Here is a 17926-nt window from a genome sequence, read left to right as displayed (position 1 = left end):
ATTTGATGATAATTTATACCACAAAAAATGTGTTTAATCAAAGAAATAGTTAAAGCCTAAAAGCACATCAATGGGCTTCTCCTGATATCCCTCCCATACTGCTTTTTTATTATTAAGTATATTGTTTAGCTCAAAAAACACACCAAAATCCTTTTGAATTGAGTAATCAACTTTTAATCCCAAATCGACAATACCAGGTAGTTTTTTACTATCTGAATTTTCTATATCGGCATATCTTTCTGACAAATAACTTAATTTAGCCTCTGCTTTCCAATCATCTGAAAAGATATATCCATAAATTAAAGACGCCTTTAGATTAGGGATATAGGGGATTCTTCTGGATTCGGAATCCTGAATATTAAGATAATTTGCAGAGCCGTAGAAATAACCATAAGGTCCCAGATGATATAACATATTCAAAAACACATCCCAGTTGGTAGCATCAGTTTTTATTACTTCAAAAAAATCCGGAATTATCCATGTTGCTGTAGTAGGGCAGATTATCTGCATCATAAAATTCGATTCCTCCGTCTACCTGATAGTATTTATCATATTCGTATTTAACAGTCGCTAGTATTTTATTTTTTTTCTTAAAGAAAACTCTGTTTAAATCCTGCTGGTCATAATAGTAATTGTTCCTTAAAAATTTTCCGGCTGTTATGTTTTCACCAATTGGAGAATACTCGGCGAACAAAATAAGATTTTCAGCTACTTCTGTGCTAATTGAAGCAAATAATCCATTTAGTCTATCGCCTCCTGCAGCAGAGAATGTAAATCCTGCTTCAAGCATAATCTTCTTAAATATTTCAAGCGATGCTGTTGGTCTGAAAAAATAACCATCAGTCTTACTTCCAGAAAGTGAATCTGTGGAAAGGTTTTGATGCTGATATGAACCTGATAAATTTATACTGAATTTCGATAATCGCAGTCTCGCAAATGCATCAACATAAAATACCGACTCATTAAATTTTTCATCATCAGCATAAGTAAAATCTCCGCCTCCACGCAAATCGAAATTAAATTCTTTTAAATAGAGATTCTGAATACTTAATAATGTGTTCCCGATATTCAAATTTCGTTTGCGATCGGGATCAACAGAGCCAAAAAATTTAAAAATATTTTTGGAGTGATCACCACCTAACTTAAATTTTGTTCCGGGAAGCACACCAATATCTGTAGGCAGATTGTAACTAACATCCAGCCCTCCTTCCAGGAATTGCTTATCACTATTATCTACATATGCACGCTGATTCAATCCTTTTACAAATCCATAAATCATTCCGCCCGTATACGGGAAAGCATAATTTATTTCTCCGGCAGGTATTTGATAAAGACCAGCCTTCAATTCAATATGGCCTCTCCGGAAATTGGCGGAATCCAGAAGCGATATTTCTGATTCAACAGGATTTGATATTTCTGCAAGATCAAGCTGGTCTGGTTTGTAAGCTGGTTTAAGAAAGTCATCGGATACAGTAGAGATATAATCGGGTTTAAGTTTATCAACTTTCCGAACTGAGATGACATCCTTGCCGAAAATAACAAAGTCGGGTAATTCCACATTCGGATTTTCTCCCTGAGAAAAAACCATCGCTGTTGAGATTAAGAATATTATTAAAAAATATTTCATCATTTAAGTTTATTTATTTTCTGTCTTGCTTCTTCGCCAAGTTCATTGCCTTTATGCTTTGTAACAACAACACGATACATTTCTTCAGCTTGTCGTTTATCGTTCATCTTCACATAGCAATCACCCATCAATATGTATGAACGAGAAATCCACGGTTCATATTGCGAAAAGACTGTCCTCACTCTAACAAGTGCTGAAACAGCATCAGAATATTTTGCTTGCTCGAAGAGTGAAAGTCCATAATGGTATTGAGCTCTTGCACCGAGATCATCAGTTCGTCTACCTGCCACATCCAAAAAGTTTTTGTTTGCTTCCTCAAATCGGGAAATCGCCAGATCAATCAGTCCCATTTCTATTTTTGCACGATCAGCAAAAATTGTTTCCCGGTGATACATTGCTAATTCCTCAAAAGTTCCATATGCTTTTTGCAAATCATCACTTTTTATATATGCAGTTCCTTTTAAGAATAAAACTTCAGGCAATCTTGGTGAGTCTTTTAGTTTCGCAGACGCTCTTTCCAGTACATCGATAGAAGCCTGATAATTACCTGCGACTTCATACATTTTTCCCAGTTCGATAACAGAAACTGCTGCAGATTCTGAACCCGGATAACTATCAAATACTTTATTGAAATAGAATATCGCTTCATCATCTTGTTTCAAATTTTGCGAACTTTTACCAAGCCAATAATATGCTTCGGGCACAAAACTGCTTTTGGGATATTTAACAAGAAATTCCTGGTAGCTTAATTTGGCATTCTCGTAATCCCGCTGACTGTAATAAATTTCTCCCTTCTTGAAAAATATCTGGTCGCTGAATTTTAGATTTGGGTTTTGACTTACATATCTGTCAATGAGATTCACTGCTTCATTTGATTTTCCCATTGCTACATAGCTGTATTGCATTCCATTTATTGCATCGAATACATATTCTGAAGACGGATATTTTGTAAGAACGTTCCTGTAATTAACAATAGCCGAATCATACTGACCGAGATTAAAATAAGCATCACCAATTGAGTAATAAACCGCGGGAGCCAGTGAAGTTTTTTTGTAAACCAGCATCACGTTACGATAGTCGTTGATGGCTTCTTCAAATTCTCCTTCCTGGAATCTAATAAATCCAATAGTAAAAAGTGAACTCTCCCCATATTTAGAATCAGGAAACTTTTTTTGAAGGTTACGAAATTCTTCAATTGCAGCGTTCGATTCTCCCGATTTATACAGAGCCTGTGCATATTGATAATATGTGTACGGATCATCAGAAGAATATTTACCGGATTGAAAAATCTCTTTGAAGATTTTACTCGCTGCGGAAAAATTCTTTGCACCGAAGTAACTATCTGCTAATCGAAGTTTTGCATCTGTCATTCTGAAATCGGAAGGATACCTTTCCACAAACTCTGCGAACTGATAAGCTGCATTCGAGTAGCTACCGAGGTTAAAATGACAATACCCTTTTGAATAAGTAACTTGCTTCACATAATCAACATCAGAACTTCTAATATTGTTGTATCGTGAAAGAGCTTCCTGATATTTACCCAATGAAAAATAACTTTCTGCCATATAAAAATTGATTTTATCCTGCTCGAATGCTGGGTCGATTGTTTCTGCCTGTCGGAAATTCTCAACAGCATCCTCGTAATCTCCAAGATGATAATTTGAAACACCGAGTCCGAGAAGTGCTCGCAGATGAACGTCACTTTCAGCTGGTGTGATTCTAACAGCAGGATCAAAATTGCCACGGGCTTTAATATAATTTTTATTTCGGAGTTCAATTTCCCCGATCATCGTAAAAGCTTTTGCCCGTGTTAAAGGATCATCTGATGATGTAGCATTTGCCAAGTATTGTGAGGACAAGTCAAATTTATTGTCATCGAAATATATTAATCCAATAAGACTCTCAACTAATGAAGTTGACGGATCGTTAGGATATCTTTTTAAAAAATTCTGGAAGATTGCTAAAGCTTCGTTCGATCGTCCGGCATATCTTTTTGATTCACCTTTCCATATAAAAGATTTGACAGCAATTGAATCATCACCTTCAGAAAGTAGATTGAAAACCTGGTAAGCTTCATTGTATTTTGATTGCTGGAACAATGACCATGCTAATCCGTATTGTGAGTTTCTGTATACTTCGGATTCTGGAAAACTTTCAATAACCTCTGTATAAGTTTTTGCTGCATCACTGTATTCTTCAACTCTGTAATGAGAATTTGCAAGAAGATACAATGCTTCCGATAAATTTTCCCTGGGAAGTTCACGCAGAACCGGATTATTCAATTCAAGAATTGAGTTGTAATAATCTTTGAGATAAAAATAGCATACTCCAATTCTAACCTGTGCCTGCAAAGCCAAAGGACTGTTTGAGTGATAAGTCAACAACTGGTCATAATATTTCACTGCATTCTGGTAGTCCTGTCTTTTTTCATAAACACTTGCCAAAGCATACAATGAATGATCACGAAAACGATTGGCTGCTTTATCCTCGATTGCCTGAGTTAAAAATTCAATTGCATCATCCAGTCTTCCTTCTGCTGAATAAGATTCACCAATCCAGTACATAGAAGAACCAACGTATTCACTGTTGGGATATTGATACACGAGCATCAGATGATTTTTTCTTGAGAGCGCAAAGCGGTTCAATTCAAAATAAATCAGCCCAAGTTTGAATAATGATTCTTCTCTGAATTTTGACCAAACAATACTGTTCACGATGAACTCAAAACCTGAAACGGATTCTTCTTTCTTGCCCATTTGTAACAATGAATTAGCAGCATAAAATCTTGCAGAAGCATAAAGTTCATCCTCGACGCCATAACTTTTTATTACTTCATCAAATAACTTATAGGCTGAGGCATACAACTGATTGTTGTATGCTTCCATTGCATCATTGTATTTTTCTGATAAATTTTGAGCATAGACAGATATACCCGACCACATCGCCGCAAGGAGGAGACTTGAAAAATAGATTTTGATTATATAATGCATCATATAATAGTTTCAGACGATGACAGACTTTTCAAAGTTTCAGTCTGAGTTAACTGATAATTCTAAAAATTCGCATATTTTAAGGCTAAATATTAGCGTTACGAAACTTAAAGTCAAGCGAAATAATAAAATATGGGAATTCACTTAAAGATATTGTTTAGAATTTGCCGGCTTCTTAATGAATATAATGAGATAGTCATGGATTTTATCAGATATTATTTTTATGTTTCAACGGCCAAAATGAAATTATTAACTAATAAGGAGAGAAAATGAAGAAGAGCTACATCATCTTGCTTGCAATTACTAGCCTGTTATTCATTCCAAACTTGACGAACGCTCAACTTGTTAAAATTGGGGCTGGAGGTGGCATTACTCAAATTCTTGCACCTGAAATTTATACGAAAGAAGTTTCGGAGAGTGGATTGGGATATTCGACTGAGTGGAATTTTGGTATCGTTGGAAAAGTTGATTTACCATTGATTCCTTTTACTCCAAGGGCATTTATTCTTTACCATACTCTATCAGGTAATGGCAATGAGCCACCGGAGCTTTTCAAGATAGCCGTTGACGAAGGTGAAGCAGAATTCACCCAATCGATACTCGAAGTTGGTGCTGGTGTTCAGTTTAATTTTATTCCTTCCCCGCTTGGATTTGATCCATACCTTGCACTTGATCTTTCTTTCTCAAATTTTGGTGATGCTAAAGCATCATTTTTTGAACAGGAAATTACAACGGATGGTTTCAGTCGATTCGGCGGTGGAATTGGAATCGGATCGGAGGTAACAATAATCCCGATGATAAATCTCGATCTGTACCTTAGTTACAAAATGTTTAATCTGATCGGAAAAGAAGATGGTGAAGAAACAGTTAGTGCAATTACTCTCGATGCATTTGTGATTTTTAACTTCTTATAAGATTTCCACAGGGAATGTGATGCAATCACATTCCCTTTTCATTCTCAAATTTCTTAAGCACTCTTAATCCAAAAGCAGATAAATTTTTTCTTCCAAGAAAGTTCAAGTTTTCTATTACTCTTTTTATCTCAGTGACAGAAGCGTTCGCTCTGAACGCACCTTTGATATGGGAATAAAGCTGATCTTCAAATTTTAATGCTGAAAGCACCGCAACAATACAAAGTTCCCGTTCTTTAAAGGAAAGTCCTTTTCTGCCTAAAACTTTTCCGTATCCTTCAAGAACAAGCCATTCCGAAAGATCGGGAGAAAAATTTGAGATGTTAATTATTAATTTTTCATATTTGTTACCGTAAACCTTACGACAATTGAACTCTCCCCGATTCCTGAAGTGATAAAGGTTCATATCTTCTGATTTAGGTATTTGTTTTTCAGGGTAATAACTTTTTAAAAACTTTCAATGAAATTATAGCAGATGGATAACCAGTGAAAAGATAATTCTGAAGCAGTGTTTCATAAATTTTCTTGAAAGGAATTTCGCGAGACTTTGCCAAAGAAATCAGCCTTCTAAGGATATTTATTTTTCGAAGTGCGGCTGATGCTGCCATAAGTGAAATGACTTCCTGCACTTTAAGTTTGTTGAAATCGTTCAAAATGATTCCTTTAGTTGTGAAAGGTTATAAAAAAACCCTCACATTGGAGGGTTCATAAAAATTATGATTTTTTTAGTTTAATAAAGTAAGCTCGTACTCAGCGGTCTTTTTGTAAGTAGCATCCTGTTTTGCTTTTTCAAACATTTCTTTTGCTTTCTGAGTATCACCTTTTCCTTTGTAGGAAATTCCCATATAAAAATACGGTCCGCCAGAAGTGATCTTGGATTTATACTTAAGTGCACTTTCGGAAGCACCAATAGATTTATCCCATTCTCCGAGTTCAGAATAAAGTTTTGCAAGTGATAAATAAGCAGCATCATAATTGTCATTCTGTACAGCTTTATTTAAGTACTCTACTGCTTTTTGAGCATTACCTTTGGAAATTTCATCATTACCAAGTTTGGTATATGCGAGTGATAGATTCTTTTTAACTTTCTTCGTGATACTTGCATCTTTTGTAAGTGTCAGTACTTTTTCAAACTGATTGATCGCCTCAGTATAATTACTCATCGAGAAATACACACCACCAAGAGCATTATATCCTGGTTCAAAATCATTCTTCAATTTTATACATTCTTGCAATGAAGCTTTCGAGCCATTAAGATCGTTTGATTTTTTTTGAGCCACACCCTTCTGATAATAAATCCTGTAATCCTTTTCGATTGCTAATGCTTTATCATAACTTGATATCGCCCCATTATAATTTCCAGCTTTCAACTGACTATTACCTTCATTGTAGAACTTCCCTGCTTCAGGATTCATATCCTGTGCTATAGAAGATATAGTGAAAGTTAGAATAAAAAGAACACAAATTGGGAAGATTTTGTTTTGAATCATTTTTACCCTTCGACTTTTATGATTGATTGTTGTGCGGAAGGCGGGACTTGAACCCGCACGCCAATTAAGGCGCTACCCCCTCAAGATAGTGTGTCTACCAAATTCCACCACTTCCGCAAAATTAGAGTGGTAAAAATATGTTCGAAGTATTTGAAAATCAACCTGAATTTATTGACGGAATTATTTTTCCCCGCAATGATTATTCCTGATTTACAGGAGGTCTTCTTTCCTTAATAAGAAGCTTCCTGACTTCATTTCTGAATTGCTTCTCAAATACTATAAGCTTGCCTATCTGTTCATAGCTCATGATGTCAGATAGTGAATTAATAAATTCAATTCGATTCTTTTCTAACTGCAGCTGGAGGTTATTTATCTCATTTATATTTGATTTGATTTCGTCTACTGTAACTGCCCTGCCGCTTTTAAATGCAACGTCCAGACTTTCAATTTTCTGCTGTATCGAAAACTGGATTTCATCCTGTTGCTTTCTGTGTTCGGTGCGCCTTGCAAAGAATCTGAGAGTCGTCTCTTCATCAAGTTCGAGAGTTTCTATTAATTTTATTTTTTCAAGCTGTTCAAATTTTTCCCGGGCCTCTTCATCCTTCCATCTGCCCTTTTGTGCTATCAGCATTGACGAAAGAAAGAACATAAGAACGATTACATAACTTAAATATTTCATTAGAGACCTCGTGTTAAAAATTTCTGTTTAAAATTTCATTGTATATTTTATTGATTTCATCCTGGCCGAGTCCTACTATCAAATCATCATTGTCGATTTTGTAGGTTTCAATAACTTCGCTGCTGAATTCAAATTCTGCATTTATAATTTCATCAATTTCATTTATTGAAACGTTTTCTGATACAAGCTCTGTTGGAATTATTCCATAATCAAGATTTTCCAGCAATTCCAACCTTTGATTTTCATCTAATGATTCGGCAAACTCAGGCAAATCTGTGTTTGTAGATTTTTCTGATAAGAAATAATTTATGATTGCGACAGAAAAAACGAAGATCAACATTATCCCAACGGCATAACCAAAATTCAATCTAATACTGGGACTTTTTGTCGTTTGAAGTTTTGCTCTAAATTCAGGAATGATTGAATCGAGATAGAGATTATCAAGCTTAACTTTTTTTAGTTCAAGAGTTTCATTTTTTAGGTGTAAGTATTTATCAAATTCTTTTCTGAGTTCGGAGGAAGAATTAAGTTCTTCTTCAAAAGCATCTCGATCTCCCGAAGTTAGTTCATTCTCTATATATCTGATTATTTTTTCTTCTTTATTCATATTTGCCCATTAGCTCCTTCATTTTCCTGAAAGCATGAAAATAATTTGCTTTTAATGCTCCAACTGACTTACCTGTTATACTCGCAATTTCCTCATAAGATAAATTATCGTAGTTTCTCATTATAAAAACTTCCTTCTGTTTTACCGGTAGTGTTAGCAAAAGCTTCTCCATTCTTTTGAATTTTTCCCTCGATTCAATGTCTGCAATTACATTTTCTCGTCCGATGCTTTCCACATCTTCATTTTCACTGAAAGTAAAATACTTTCTCAGTTTTCTTTTCTTGAGAAGATTTAAACTTCTTGTCGAAGCAATTTTATAAATCCATGTGTAAAGAGATGAACTGAAATTAAATTTATTCAGCTTGCTGTGCATAACTAACAGAACCTGTTGCACAATTTCATGAGCATCGTCATGATCTCCGAGCATTCTTCTTGCATGCCAGTAAATTTTTTCCTGGTACTTTCTTGCCAGAATATTGAAAGACTGCTCATTTCCAGATAAAAAATCCCGAATGAGTTCATAATCCTCGGTATTCGAATTCATCCCTTATAAAACTATTCTTAAAATATTAAACACTAAAATATTCCAGAAGGTTTAAAGAATCATTATTAAACCAGGTGGCTGAGAAATTTGTCTAATTTGTAACAATTAAATTATTATCAAAAAGGAGTTCAAAATGAAAGATAGAATAATGGCCCTAATTATGGTGATAACACTAATCCTGTCCAACAATATTTTTGCCCAGGGGAAGATGCAGAAAAAAGAACAGTTCCAAAAACAGATCCACCAACAGCTTAACCTTACCGACGAACAGCAAACAAAAGTTGATAATTTAAAATTTACTCATCAAAAAGAGATGATTGATCTGAAAGCTGATCTTGATAAGAGAGAACTCGAACTGCGTGAGTTAAAAAATAAAGGCAACTATAGCAGAGATGAATATTTGAACAAAGTAAATGAAATAATCTCAGCTCGGAATAAAATTGCTCTCTCTGTAGCAAATCATCATATGGATGTTTACCAAATACTGGATGAAACTCAAAAGAAGGATTGGAACAAGATGTCACACCAGTTTGGTGAGCGAAGAGAAAAGAGAGTGCATAAGATGCTGCGAAATATTGATGCTGAATAGAAATATTATTTAACTCTCTCCACGAAATGCCGGTCGAGTTGCCGGCTTTTTTTATTTTAAATCTCCGGTGATAGGTCTTAGAACAATTTCTTCCGCCACGAGATTATCTTTCTGAAGATAGGTTGAAACAATAATTCTCGCTATACTCTCAGGATTCATCATCAATTCACTTTTTTCTTTCCTTATTTCCTGCGACCACATCGATGTTTCCGTCGCACCGGGAATTATATTGATTACTCTGATATTATGCTTACGTACTTCTTCACGCAGGGAATTACTGTATCCCAACAAACCCATTTTTGATGCTGCATAAACTGAACTTCTGGTAAACACTTTTTCAACAACAACCGAAAGAACGTTAAATATAGTACCTGATTCATTCTTGATGAATGATGGTAATACAGATTTAATTGAATAGATGGAACCGAGAAGATTTGTGTTTATAATATCATTTATCTCATTAACAGAGTTATCAGCAGCATGTTTGAATGAAGTTACTCCTGCATTGTTAATCAGACAATTAATCTCAAACTCCGCAGAGATTTTTTTAACAGTCTGATCCACATTTGTGGATGACGCAACATTACACGGAAATGGAAAAATATTCTCTCCAACTTTCCCTGCTTCATCCTTCAATCGTTCCAATTCCTGTGCTCTTCTTGCTGATACAAAAACATTGCATCCTATTTTTGCAAATTCGAGAGCAATCGCTTTACCAATTCCGGAGCTCGCTCCTGTTACCCATATTCCATCTTTTTTTGCCATACTTATAAATTCTTATGACCGATTAAATTTAAAAATTCTGCTCTCGTTCTTGGATCATCTTTAAAATCGCCATGAACTGCGCTTGCTGTTGCAGATGAATTTTGTTTTTGCACACCTCTCATCATCATGCACATATGATAAGCTTCCGAAACAACCGCAACTCCTTTTGGCTGCAGATATTGCTCGAGAGTGTCAGCAATTTGCTGAGTCATTCTTTCCTGAACCTGAAGTCTTCTGGCAAATACATCAACAATACGTGGTATTTTGCTCAACCCGATTATTTTTCCATCAGGAATGTATGCAACGTGAACTTTACCGTAAAACGGAAGCATATGATGCTCACAAAGACTGTAAAAATCTATATTCTTCACCAATACCATTTCATCATATTTTTCATTAAAGACAGCATCATTCATAACTTCTTCAATTTTCTTCGCATAACCGGAAGTTAAAAAATCATATGCATCGGCAACTCGACGTGGCGTTTCTAGCAAACCTTCTCTTTTAGGATCTTCACCAATGTTTTCAAGTAAATCTTTTATTAACACTCTGACTTTCGAATTATTCACTATTTATTCTCCTTTGTATTCAAAGTAATTATTTTCAGTTTCATAAAGCTTTACTGAGAAAAGTTTTCCTCCGGGTATTTTATCAGAAAGCTGATTCCAGATTGCGATAGTTATATTTTCAGATGTAGGATTTAATCCTTTCATAAAATCAGTATCGATATTTAAATTTTTATGATCAACTTGTGAGATAACATACTCTTGCATTATCTCCTTCAATTTTTTTATATCAATAACGAAACCGGTTTCAGGATTAATCTCGCCAGCTACAGTTACTTCCAAAGTATAATTGTGCCCGTGCCAATTAGGATTGCTGCACTTACCGAACATTTTAAAATTCTCTTTATCAGAGAGTCCGGGTTTGAACAACCGATGAGCCGCGGCGAATGTTTCGCGTCTTGTAAGATACACTATTTTTGACATCAGAGTTCTTTCAAAGCATCCATTACTTCTTTGTTATGATCATCAACTTTCACTTTTGGAAAAATTTTACTTATCTTACCGTTGGCATCAATGATAAATGTTGTTCTTTCAATACCCATATATTTTTTTCCGTACATATTCTTTTCTTTCCAGACACCGTACTTCTCAACAATTTCTTTCTTCTCATCGGCAAGTAAATTGAATGGGAGTTTATACTTATCAGCAAACTTTTTATGAGAATCAACTGAATCAGTGCTGATTCCGATTATCTCTGCTTTTAACTTTCCAAATTTCGGGAATTCATCCCTGAAATTACAGGCTTCTTTCGTGCAGCCGGGAGTGTCATCTTTTGGATAGAAATACAGAACGACAGGTTTGCCTTTTAAGTCAGAAAGTGAAATTAATTCTCCATCCTGATTTTTCAATTTGAATGCGGGTGCTTTGTCACCAACTTTGAGCGCCATCATTACCTCCAAACATTTTCATATAAATTAAAAAGAAATGATAAACACACTAAATAAAATAATAATGTATTCAGTGTTTAACAATTACATCATTTTAACAATTCATTGATGTAATTAGTTCAAATTATTTTGATATGAAAAATCTTGAATAGATAATTAATTCAGGAGACCTTCCTTTTTACACCATTTGTCGAATCCTTCTTCCAATTGCTCGAAGGAATCTATGGCAAAAAGTATCGGCTGTAAATGCCAAACATCATATTGCTGAACTACTATTTTTTCAGGATCGAATGGTCTGACTTCAACTTTATCGGATAGTGAATGCTGGACTTCTTTGTGAGATGAAAGCACACCAGCTCCATAAATTCTTCTTCCTTCAGGATTATTTATTAGCCCGAACTCAACTGTAAACCAGTGCAATGTTTCGAGCTTGACACTGTTCTCGCCTTTTGCATTGAGTGCTGCTTCACCAAATTTCTTATAGAAAGAAGCAAAACTTTTATTAGTCAGTAATGGCATATGTCCAAAAATATCGTGGAATAAATCGGGTGCAGGAGTGTAATCGAGTTCTTCTTTTCCGCGGATGTAATCGGTTGAAGGAAAAACTCTTCTTCTTAATAGTTCAAAAAAATTCTGTGATTGAATCAGGCCGGGAACTCTTGCAACTTTCCAGCTGGTGGTTTTGTAAAAGACATTACTTAATTCTTTTAGATAAGGAATTTTATCAGGAGAGAGATTTAACTGCTCGGTTCCTTCCATATATTCTTTGCAAGCTCTGTTTGGGAGAAATTTCATCTGGCGTTCGAATAAAAATCGCCATGTTTCCTGATCGGTTTCAGGATAAGCAGGATACTTTATCTCATCGTGTTCGGGAACAGGTCCATCAAGCCATTGAGGAATACAACGGGGATCAATCCCCTCCTGAGCAGCTTTTTCGTATGCGGAAAGATTTTCGTTTTTCTGTTCTTTCATTCTTTCTTCCTGTTAAAATGTTTGGAATATCTTTTATCGAAGTTAATTATTAGCAAATATTAATTCAAACTTAATCAGAGGATATTTACTTCCTCTTCAAGAATAATTCCGAATTTATTTGATACCTCCTCTTTTATCCGCATCGCAAACTCCAGTATTTCTGCACCTGTTGCATTACCAAAATTGCAAATGATTAGTGCATGATCCGGTGAAGTTCCGACATCTCCAACCCGTTTTCCTTTCCAGCCGGATTTTTCTATCAGCCAGCCTGCGGAGATTTTCATCTTTCCTGTTTTAGATGGAAAACTTGCAATATCAGGATATTCAGATTTAATTTTTTGAAACAAGTCTTCACTCACAACAGGATTCTTGAAGAAGCTCCCAGCGTTTCCAACTTTAGCTGGATCAGGAAGTTTGCTTCTCCGGATTTCTGCAACTGCATTGCTGATATCTTTTATTGAAGGATTGATAATTTTCTTTTTTGATAAGTAATCACTCAACGCTTTATAATTTGTATTTGGAGTGGGAATTTTTGAAAGCTTCAATCTCACAGAGGTTATGACAAACTCGTTTTTTAATTCGTATTTGAATATGCTTGAACGATAGGAAAAACTACACTCATTTTTTGTGAAAGTTTTTTTCTTTCCTGAGTTAATAAAAACGCCGTTCAATGAATCAAAAGTATCAGCAAGTTCCTGATCATAAGCACCTATATTCTGAATTGGTGCAGCTCCGACAGTTCCAGGAATAAGAGTCAGATTTTCAATTCCGCTAAAATTTCTTTCAACACAAAATTTTACTAAGTCATCCCAGATAACTCCTGCATCTGCTTCAACTAAAACTGAGTCTGTATTTTCTTCAATAATATTAATGTTTACTGAAGAGAGTTTAATCACCAATCCATCAAAATCTTTTGTAAAGAGTATGTTGCTTCCACTGCCAAGAATTAATTTTTTCTCCCGATTTATTTTTTCATCAATGAGCAAATCAATCAATTCATCTTCTGAATAAACTTCAGCGAAGAGTTTAGCTTTTACATCAACTCCGAATGTGTTCAGGTTTTTCAATGAATGATTTTTATTAAGCAGCATTTTTTTGCGTGAGTGTTTGTTGGTAACTAACAAGCAAATTATCTTTGCACAAACAAATTTAAGAATTCATATTTAATTCTTTACAGGATAATGAAAAGAAAAATAGCCGCGAGAAAAAGAGTTCACTTTGATCAGTCGGGAGTAATTCCATTCCGAAAGAAAGACGGAAGGACTGAAGTCTTGCTTGTCACTTCTATCAGGAAAAAGAATTGGATAGTCCCTAAGGGTTTCATCGAATATCATATGTCGCCATTTCAATCAGCAAAGAAAGAAGCATTTGAAGAAGCCGGAGTAAAGGGGACTAACACCACAAAAATTCTCGGAAGCTACAAAGTGAGGAAAAACGGCAGCGAACTCCTTACAAAAATCTATTCGATGAAGGTAACGAGAGTATTTAAAGATTATCCCGAAAAAAATCTGCGAAAGAGGAAATGGTTCTCAGTTTACGATGCTGCAAAGAAGGTTGATATTGATGAGCTGGCAACTATTATCAGAAGGTTGGGGAGGAGAAATTCGAAAAGGTAATTTTCATTCTTCATCTATTTGTTTTTTAATAATTTTACCACACACCTCCTTAATCAAATCGTACTCAAATCCTTTCGAGAAGAGAAAAGAGGAGAGTTTATTCCGCAATTCTTTTGGTTCTAATTTATTCCTTATCAACTGATCGTATTTTTTTCTAGCAAGTTTCATCGCATTTTCAAGTTCAGAATCGCTTGCGTGTCCTTTCAACATTTCATCAATGAGCTTATTGTCTATTCCCCGTTTATATAGTTCGGTCTTAACTTTTTTTGTACTCCAGCCTTTGGTCTTTGTCTTTTCAGCCACGAATTCACGAATAAAATCTTCATCATTTAGATAACCATTATTCTTCAAATCTTGAATTACTTCATCTATCAGTTTTTGTTCGTAGTCTTTGTTCCAGAGTTTTCTTCTCAACTCGGAAGATGAGTGCATTCTTCTTCCTAACAACCGAAATGCTCTTTGCTTGATGTGGAAAAGTTTGTTCTGTTCTATTAATGAAGAAAAGCGGTCTTCAGAAATTTCATCACCTTTCTTCAAACCGCTTTTTAAAAATACTTCGACTGCAAGTATTAAAAATCTATCATCCTCGAATTGAATTGTTACATCTTTATTTCCTTTTTTCAGAATTCGTACTATCAGCATTTTAAAATAACTAAACTACTTTTCATCAATTTCCAATATAAATCTTAAATGGATTGTCATCACGAGTCCGGTACTTGACGGACGAAGTGATCTCAATATTCTACTTTGTCCAAAGATTGCTTCGTCATTCGGCGAACGCCGAACTTCTCGCAATGACTATTTTAACTTTTTATCCTTCTGTTTTTGCTTGTCATCCACTTCTTCTTTCTTTTCAGCGACAACATTTTTAATCATTCCAAGTTTCGTACGAATTTCTTTATCCAGGCTATTCCTTAAGTCTGCCATTTCGAGTAACTTTTGTCTGAAACCTTCCCTTCCCTGAAATCGATCTTCACCATAAGTAAACCACGCACCGCTTTTCTTGATGATTCCCTGATCAACACCAAGATCGATCAGGTCACCTGTTTTACTTATTCCTTCATTGTAAAGAATATCAAATTCAACCTGTTTGAACGGAGGAGCAACTTTACTTTTTACAATTTTTACTTTTGTCCTGTTACCGACAACATCTTCACCTTCTTTTATCGCATTGATCCTGCGAATGTCAATTCTAACAGAAGCATAAAACTTTAAAGCATTTCCACCGGTTGTTGTTTCGGGATTACCGAACATCACTCCGATCTTGCTTCGCAATTGATTTACAAAAATCACAGAAGTCTTCGATTTAGCGATTGCTGCAGTGAGTTTTCTCAAAGCTTGTGACATCAATCTAGCTTGAACTGCCATCGTTGCATCACCCATTTCGCCTTCAATCTCAGAACGAGGAACAAGTGCAGCAACGGAATCTACTACAATCACATCGAGTGCGTTGCTTCGAACTAATGTGTCAGTAATTTCGAGAGCCTGCTCTCCAAAATCGGGTTGTGAGATCAAAAGATTTGCAGTATCAACACCAAGCTTTTTTGCATAGTTTACATCGAGTGCATGTTCAGCATCAATGAAAGCCGCTAGTCCGCCAGTTTTTTGTGCTTCTGCAATTACGTGAAGACAGAGAGTTGTTTTACCGCTTGATTCAGGTCCATAAATTTCTGTCACCCTTCCACGCGGAATTCCACCAATTCCGAGTGCATAATCCAGTGAAAGCGCGCCGGTTGGAATCGCTTCAATCTCTTGCACGATTCCGTCACCGAGTTTCATGATCGAACCTTTGCCGTAAGTCTTTTCTATCGACGAAATAGCATCATCAATTATTTTTAACTTTTGTTCTTTATCTGCTGTCATTTTAACCTCCGTTATTTGAGTTCATAAATTTTTAAAACTTTGTATTCCGATCCGGTTGGTTTGAGTACGCTTTGAACCAACGCAATTTCATTTGCAGTGAATTTTACAGGACTAAACTTATATTCCTTAAAACTTCTGATGAAATCCTCACTAACTTTTCTTTTAACTCGCATCAATGTAAGGTGACCTTTGAATTTTCTGGTTTCAGGTTCAATACTATACTTCTTTAGTCTCATATTCAATTCATCTATCAAAGGAATTATTAATTCATCAGTATCAAGATTGCACCAGAGAATTTTTGCTTCGTTAAATCTATAGAAGAATCCAAAATTAGAAATACTGCAATTGAAAGATGAGAAGCTTTTAACGTATTCAATTTCATTTGTGATTAGAGGAAGAAATTCCTCTTTCACCTCACCAATAAATTTTAATGTGAGATGAATTTTATCTTTTTCTTCCCATCTATAATCTGATGAATTTTCTATGACACTATTGCAATGATCAAATAAAATAGATTTAACTTCATCAGGAATAAGTAACGCAATGAATAGTCTAATCATCCGAAGAAATTCCAAGCAGCTGTCTTCTTACAAAATCCAATGCAGCCTGTGCAGTTCGTTGCTTGTTCAGTAATCTGTCATCACCGAAATGAAATTTTTTAGCTGTGCAAACTTTATCATCGCAATATCCAATATAAACCAAACCGACAGTTTTTTCAGCAGTTGCGCCAGTTGGACCCATAATTCCAGTCGTAGCCAAACCGATATCAGCACCACTGGTTGATTTAATTCCTTCTGCCATCTGCATTGCAACTTCCATACTTACAGCACCATGCTCCATTAGTGTATCTTCATTTACTTTTAATATCTCAACTTTTGCTGCGTTACTATAACAGATAACTCCGCGTTCAAAATATTTACTACTGCCACTGACATTTGTAAGCATATTTCCTACTAGTCCACCTGTGCAGGATTCGGCTGTTGCGATTTTGAATTCTCTTTCGAGAAGAAGTCTTCCAACAACTGCTTCAAGCTGATCTTCACCAACGCCATAAATAAATCGACCGGCTTTTGTACGAATACGCTGTTCAATTTCCATCATTTTGTTTTTCAATTCTTTTTCTTCGGGGCCTTCAGCAGATATCCGAAGCTTAACTCCGTATTGATTCGGAAGAAAAGCAAGCTTACCTCCCTGGAGTAAATCATCAAGATTGCCAAGTCGCTCATATAAAGTTGATTCAGGAATTCCTGTTGTGAGAATCATCTTCCGCAAAATAATATTTTGATCTTCTCCAATTTTCTCCTTCAGTTTTGGAATTATGTAAGATTGCATCATCCCTTCCATTTCATAAGGAACGCCCGGCATAACTACATAAATCTTTCCATTTTGCTCAATCCACATTCCCGGTGCGGTACCGTTAACTATTTCTAATGACCTCAGCAATTTTGGGAACTTTTGCCTGATCAATGTTTACAGGTGTAACTTTCCTTTTTCGTTTTTCAAAAAGTACTTTTATATCTTCCAGCACTTCCTGGTTTTCAATCAGTTCTGTTTTAAAAAAATCCACAATTGATTTTCTTGTAACATCATCGTGTGTCGGACCCAAACCACCTGTTATTAAAATCAAATCAGCTTGTTCAGAAGATGAGCCAAGTTCATTCAGAATTGAATTATTATCATCACCAACTACTGAAGTTTTAACAACAGGCACGTTTATATCAAACAACTGAGTACCGATGAATGCTGCATTAGTATTCAGTGTATTTCCGAGAAGTATTTCATCGCCTATCGTAATTATGTAAGCTTTCATTTCAATCAGA

At 35.5% G+C, this 17926-nt stretch carries 21 protein-coding genes, 1 tRNA gene and 1 pseudogene; 3 read left to right on the top strand and 20 right to left on the bottom strand.

All coding sequences use genetic code 11. The features are described from left to right. Positions 1-33 precede the first annotated feature (33 nt). The 3 genes from IPM14_16145 to IPM14_16135 are packed head-to-tail and all read right to left on the bottom strand — an operon-like array spanning position 34 to position 4620. Positions 34-513, bottom strand: a complete 480-nt coding sequence (locus IPM14_16145) for a TonB-dependent receptor (GenBank protein MBK9099606.1) — start codon at positions 511-513, stop codon at positions 34-36. Next, complete coding sequence (locus IPM14_16140; GenBank protein MBK9099605.1) at positions 458-1630, bottom strand: hypothetical protein; 1173 nt, start codon at positions 1628-1630, stop codon at positions 458-460. Before IPM14_16140 ends, IPM14_16145 begins: the two co-directional genes overlap by 56 nt. Then, complete coding sequence (locus tag IPM14_16135; protein ID MBK9099604.1) at positions 1627-4620, bottom strand: tetratricopeptide repeat protein; 2994 nt, start codon at positions 4618-4620, stop codon at positions 1627-1629. The genes IPM14_16140 and IPM14_16135 overlap by 4 nt, the downstream gene beginning before the upstream one ends. Positions 4621-4886: 266 nt before the next feature. On the opposite strand from IPM14_16135, the gene IPM14_16130 reads away from it, so the two are divergent. Next, on the top strand, positions 4887-5531 hold the full coding sequence (locus tag IPM14_16130; protein ID MBK9099603.1) for an outer membrane beta-barrel protein: 645 nt from the start codon (positions 4887-4889) through the stop codon (positions 5529-5531). Between the two features lie 25 nt (positions 5532-5556). Here the strand turns inward: IPM14_16130 and IPM14_16125 are convergent, their stop codons facing one another. From IPM14_16125 to IPM14_16095, 7 genes are all read right to left on the bottom strand, one after another. Then, positions 5557-5934 (bottom strand): carboxymuconolactone decarboxylase family protein, encoded by a 378-nt coding sequence (locus tag IPM14_16125; GenBank protein ID MBK9099602.1) that lies wholly within the window; start codon positions 5932-5934, stop codon positions 5557-5559. A gap of 25 nt (positions 5935-5959) precedes the next feature. Continuing rightward, positions 5960-6181 (bottom strand): hypothetical protein, encoded by a 222-nt coding sequence (locus tag IPM14_16120; GenBank protein MBK9099601.1) that lies wholly within the window; start codon positions 6179-6181, stop codon positions 5960-5962. Between the two features lie 72 nt (positions 6182-6253). Next, positions 6254-7018, bottom strand: a complete 765-nt coding sequence (locus IPM14_16115; protein MBK9099600.1) for a tetratricopeptide repeat protein — start codon at positions 7016-7018, stop codon at positions 6254-6256. Between the two features lie 32 nt (positions 7019-7050). Then, positions 7051-7135 (bottom strand) — tRNA-Leu (locus IPM14_16110). Positions 7136-7217: 82 nt separating this feature from the next. Next, the gene (locus tag IPM14_16105) at positions 7218-7697 is read right to left on the bottom strand and encodes a hypothetical protein (protein MBK9099599.1); all 480 of its coding nucleotides are present in this window, start codon (positions 7695-7697) and stop codon (positions 7218-7220) included. Between the two features lie 13 nt (positions 7698-7710). After that, a complete protein-coding gene (locus IPM14_16100; protein MBK9099598.1) occupies positions 7711-8304 on the bottom strand; it encodes a hypothetical protein in 594 nt (197 codons plus the stop codon). Then, the gene (locus IPM14_16095) at positions 8297-8848 is read right to left on the bottom strand and encodes a sigma-70 family RNA polymerase sigma factor (GenBank protein MBK9099597.1); all 552 of its coding nucleotides are present in this window, start codon (positions 8846-8848) and stop codon (positions 8297-8299) included. Before IPM14_16095 ends, IPM14_16100 begins: the two co-directional genes overlap by 8 nt. Positions 8849-8981: 133 nt before the next feature. On the opposite strand from IPM14_16095, the gene IPM14_16090 reads away from it, so the two are divergent. Further along, positions 8982-9437 (top strand): Spy/CpxP family protein refolding chaperone, encoded by a 456-nt coding sequence (locus IPM14_16090; GenBank protein MBK9099596.1) that lies wholly within the window; start codon positions 8982-8984, stop codon positions 9435-9437. A gap of 51 nt (positions 9438-9488) precedes the next feature. On the opposite strand, the gene IPM14_16085 is transcribed toward IPM14_16090, so the two are convergent. The 6 genes from IPM14_16085 to murB form a co-directional block, all read right to left on the bottom strand. After that, positions 9489-10202 carry an SDR family oxidoreductase gene (locus IPM14_16085; GenBank protein MBK9099595.1) on the bottom strand — a complete coding sequence of 238 codons (714 nt, stop codon included), beginning with the start codon at positions 10200-10202 and terminating at the stop codon, positions 9489-9491. Between the two features lie 2 nt (positions 10203-10204). Then, on the bottom strand, positions 10205-10771 hold the full coding sequence (gene folE, locus IPM14_16080; protein ID MBK9099594.1) for a GTP cyclohydrolase I FolE: 567 nt from the start codon (positions 10769-10771) through the stop codon (positions 10205-10207). 3 nt (positions 10772-10774) lie between these two features. Then, a complete protein-coding gene (locus tag IPM14_16075) occupies positions 10775-11182 on the bottom strand; it encodes a 6-carboxytetrahydropterin synthase (GenBank protein ID MBK9099593.1) in 408 nt (135 codons plus the stop codon). 8 nt (positions 11183-11190) lie between these two features. Continuing rightward, the gene (gene bcp, locus IPM14_16070; protein MBK9099592.1) at positions 11191-11655 is read right to left on the bottom strand and encodes a thioredoxin-dependent thiol peroxidase; all 465 of its coding nucleotides are present in this window, start codon (positions 11653-11655) and stop codon (positions 11191-11193) included. Between the two features lie 156 nt (positions 11656-11811). Continuing rightward, complete coding sequence (locus IPM14_16065; GenBank protein MBK9099591.1) at positions 11812-12627, bottom strand: phenylalanine 4-monooxygenase; 816 nt, start codon at positions 12625-12627, stop codon at positions 11812-11814. 74 nt (positions 12628-12701) lie between these two features. Then, a complete protein-coding gene (gene murB / locus IPM14_16060; protein MBK9099590.1) occupies positions 12702-13718 on the bottom strand; it encodes a UDP-N-acetylmuramate dehydrogenase in 1017 nt (338 codons plus the stop codon). Positions 13719-13808: 90 nt separating this feature from the next. Between murB and IPM14_16055 the strand changes: the two genes are divergently transcribed. Continuing rightward, positions 13809-14243 (top strand): NUDIX hydrolase, encoded by a 435-nt coding sequence (locus IPM14_16055; GenBank protein ID MBK9099589.1) that lies wholly within the window; start codon positions 13809-13811, stop codon positions 14241-14243. 3 nt (positions 14244-14246) lie between these two features. Here IPM14_16055 and IPM14_16050 read toward each other — a convergent pair whose 3' ends face one another. The 4 genes and pseudogenes from IPM14_16050 to IPM14_16035 form a co-directional block, all read right to left on the bottom strand. Further along, a complete protein-coding gene (locus tag IPM14_16050; protein ID MBK9099588.1) occupies positions 14247-14885 on the bottom strand; it encodes a regulatory protein RecX in 639 nt (212 codons plus the stop codon). A 156-nt stretch (positions 14886-15041) separates the two neighbouring features. Next, positions 15042-16106 (bottom strand): recombinase RecA, encoded by a 1065-nt coding sequence (gene recA / locus IPM14_16045; protein ID MBK9099587.1) that lies wholly within the window; start codon positions 16104-16106, stop codon positions 15042-15044. Between the two features lie 11 nt (positions 16107-16117). Continuing rightward, entirely contained in the window at positions 16118-16666 is a 549-nt protein-coding gene (gene thpR, locus IPM14_16040) for an RNA 2',3'-cyclic phosphodiesterase (GenBank protein ID MBK9099586.1), read from the bottom strand. Next, a pseudogene (locus tag IPM14_16035) lies at positions 16659-17916 on the bottom strand (competence/damage-inducible protein A). The gene thpR and the pseudogene IPM14_16035 overlap by 8 nt, the downstream one beginning before the upstream one ends. Positions 17917-17926: the final 10 nt, after the last annotated feature.

It is taken from the genome of bacterium, assembly GCA_016716565.1.
Classification (GTDB): Bacteria; Bacteroidota; Ignavibacteria; order Ignavibacteriales; family Ignavibacteriaceae; genus IGN2.
The sequence above is the reverse complement of the archived record's forward strand: the minus strand, read 5'-3'. Positions and strand labels throughout refer to the sequence as shown.

Bases quoted from the DNA above. Each gene is read 5' to 3' on its own strand.
- IPM14_16145 (MBK9099606.1), bottom strand. From the start codon at position 513: ATGATGCAGATAATCTGCCCTACTACAGCAACATGGATAATTCCGGAT.
- IPM14_16140 (MBK9099605.1), bottom strand. From the start codon at position 1,630: ATGATGAAATATTTTTTAATAATATTCTTAATCTCAACAGCGATGGTT.
- IPM14_16135 (MBK9099604.1), bottom strand. From the start codon at position 4,620: ATGATGCATTATATAATCAAAATCTATTTTTCAAGTCTCCTCCTTGCG.
- IPM14_16130 (MBK9099603.1), top strand. From the start codon at position 4,887: ATGAAGAAGAGCTACATCATCTTGCTTGCAATTACTAGCCTGTTATTC.
- IPM14_16125 (MBK9099602.1), bottom strand. From the start codon at position 5,934: ATGAACCTTTATCACTTCAGGAATCGGGGAGAGTTCAATTGTCGTAAG.
- IPM14_16115 (MBK9099600.1), bottom strand. From the start codon at position 7,018: ATGATTCAAAACAAAATCTTCCCAATTTGTGTTCTTTTTATTCTAACT.
- IPM14_16105 (MBK9099599.1), bottom strand. From the start codon at position 7,697: ATGAAATATTTAAGTTATGTAATCGTTCTTATGTTCTTTCTTTCGTCA.
- IPM14_16100 (MBK9099598.1), bottom strand. From the start codon at position 8,304: ATGAATAAAGAAGAAAAAATAATCAGATATATAGAGAATGAACTAACT.
- IPM14_16095 (MBK9099597.1), bottom strand. From the start codon at position 8,848: ATGAATTCGAATACCGAGGATTATGAACTCATTCGGGATTTTTTATCT.
- IPM14_16090 (MBK9099596.1), top strand. From the start codon at position 8,982: ATGAAAGATAGAATAATGGCCCTAATTATGGTGATAACACTAATCCTG.
- IPM14_16085 (MBK9099595.1), bottom strand. From the start codon at position 10,202: ATGGCAAAAAAAGATGGAATATGGGTAACAGGAGCGAGCTCCGGAATT.
- bcp (MBK9099592.1), bottom strand. From the start codon at position 11,655: ATGGCGCTCAAAGTTGGTGACAAAGCACCCGCATTCAAATTGAAAAAT.
- IPM14_16065 (MBK9099591.1), bottom strand. From the start codon at position 12,627: ATGAAAGAACAGAAAAACGAAAATCTTTCCGCATACGAAAAAGCTGCT.
- murB (MBK9099590.1), bottom strand. From the start codon at position 13,718: ATGCTGCTTAATAAAAATCATTCATTGAAAAACCTGAACACATTCGGA.
- IPM14_16055 (MBK9099589.1), top strand. From the start codon at position 13,809: ATGAAAAGAAAAATAGCCGCGAGAAAAAGAGTTCACTTTGATCAGTCG.
- IPM14_16050 (MBK9099588.1), bottom strand. From the start codon at position 14,885: ATGCTGATAGTACGAATTCTGAAAAAAGGAAATAAAGATGTAACAATT.
- recA (MBK9099587.1), bottom strand. From the start codon at position 16,106: ATGACAGCAGATAAAGAACAAAAGTTAAAAATAATTGATGATGCTATT.
- thpR (MBK9099586.1), bottom strand. From the start codon at position 16,666: ATGATTAGACTATTCATTGCGTTACTTATTCCTGATGAAGTTAAATCT.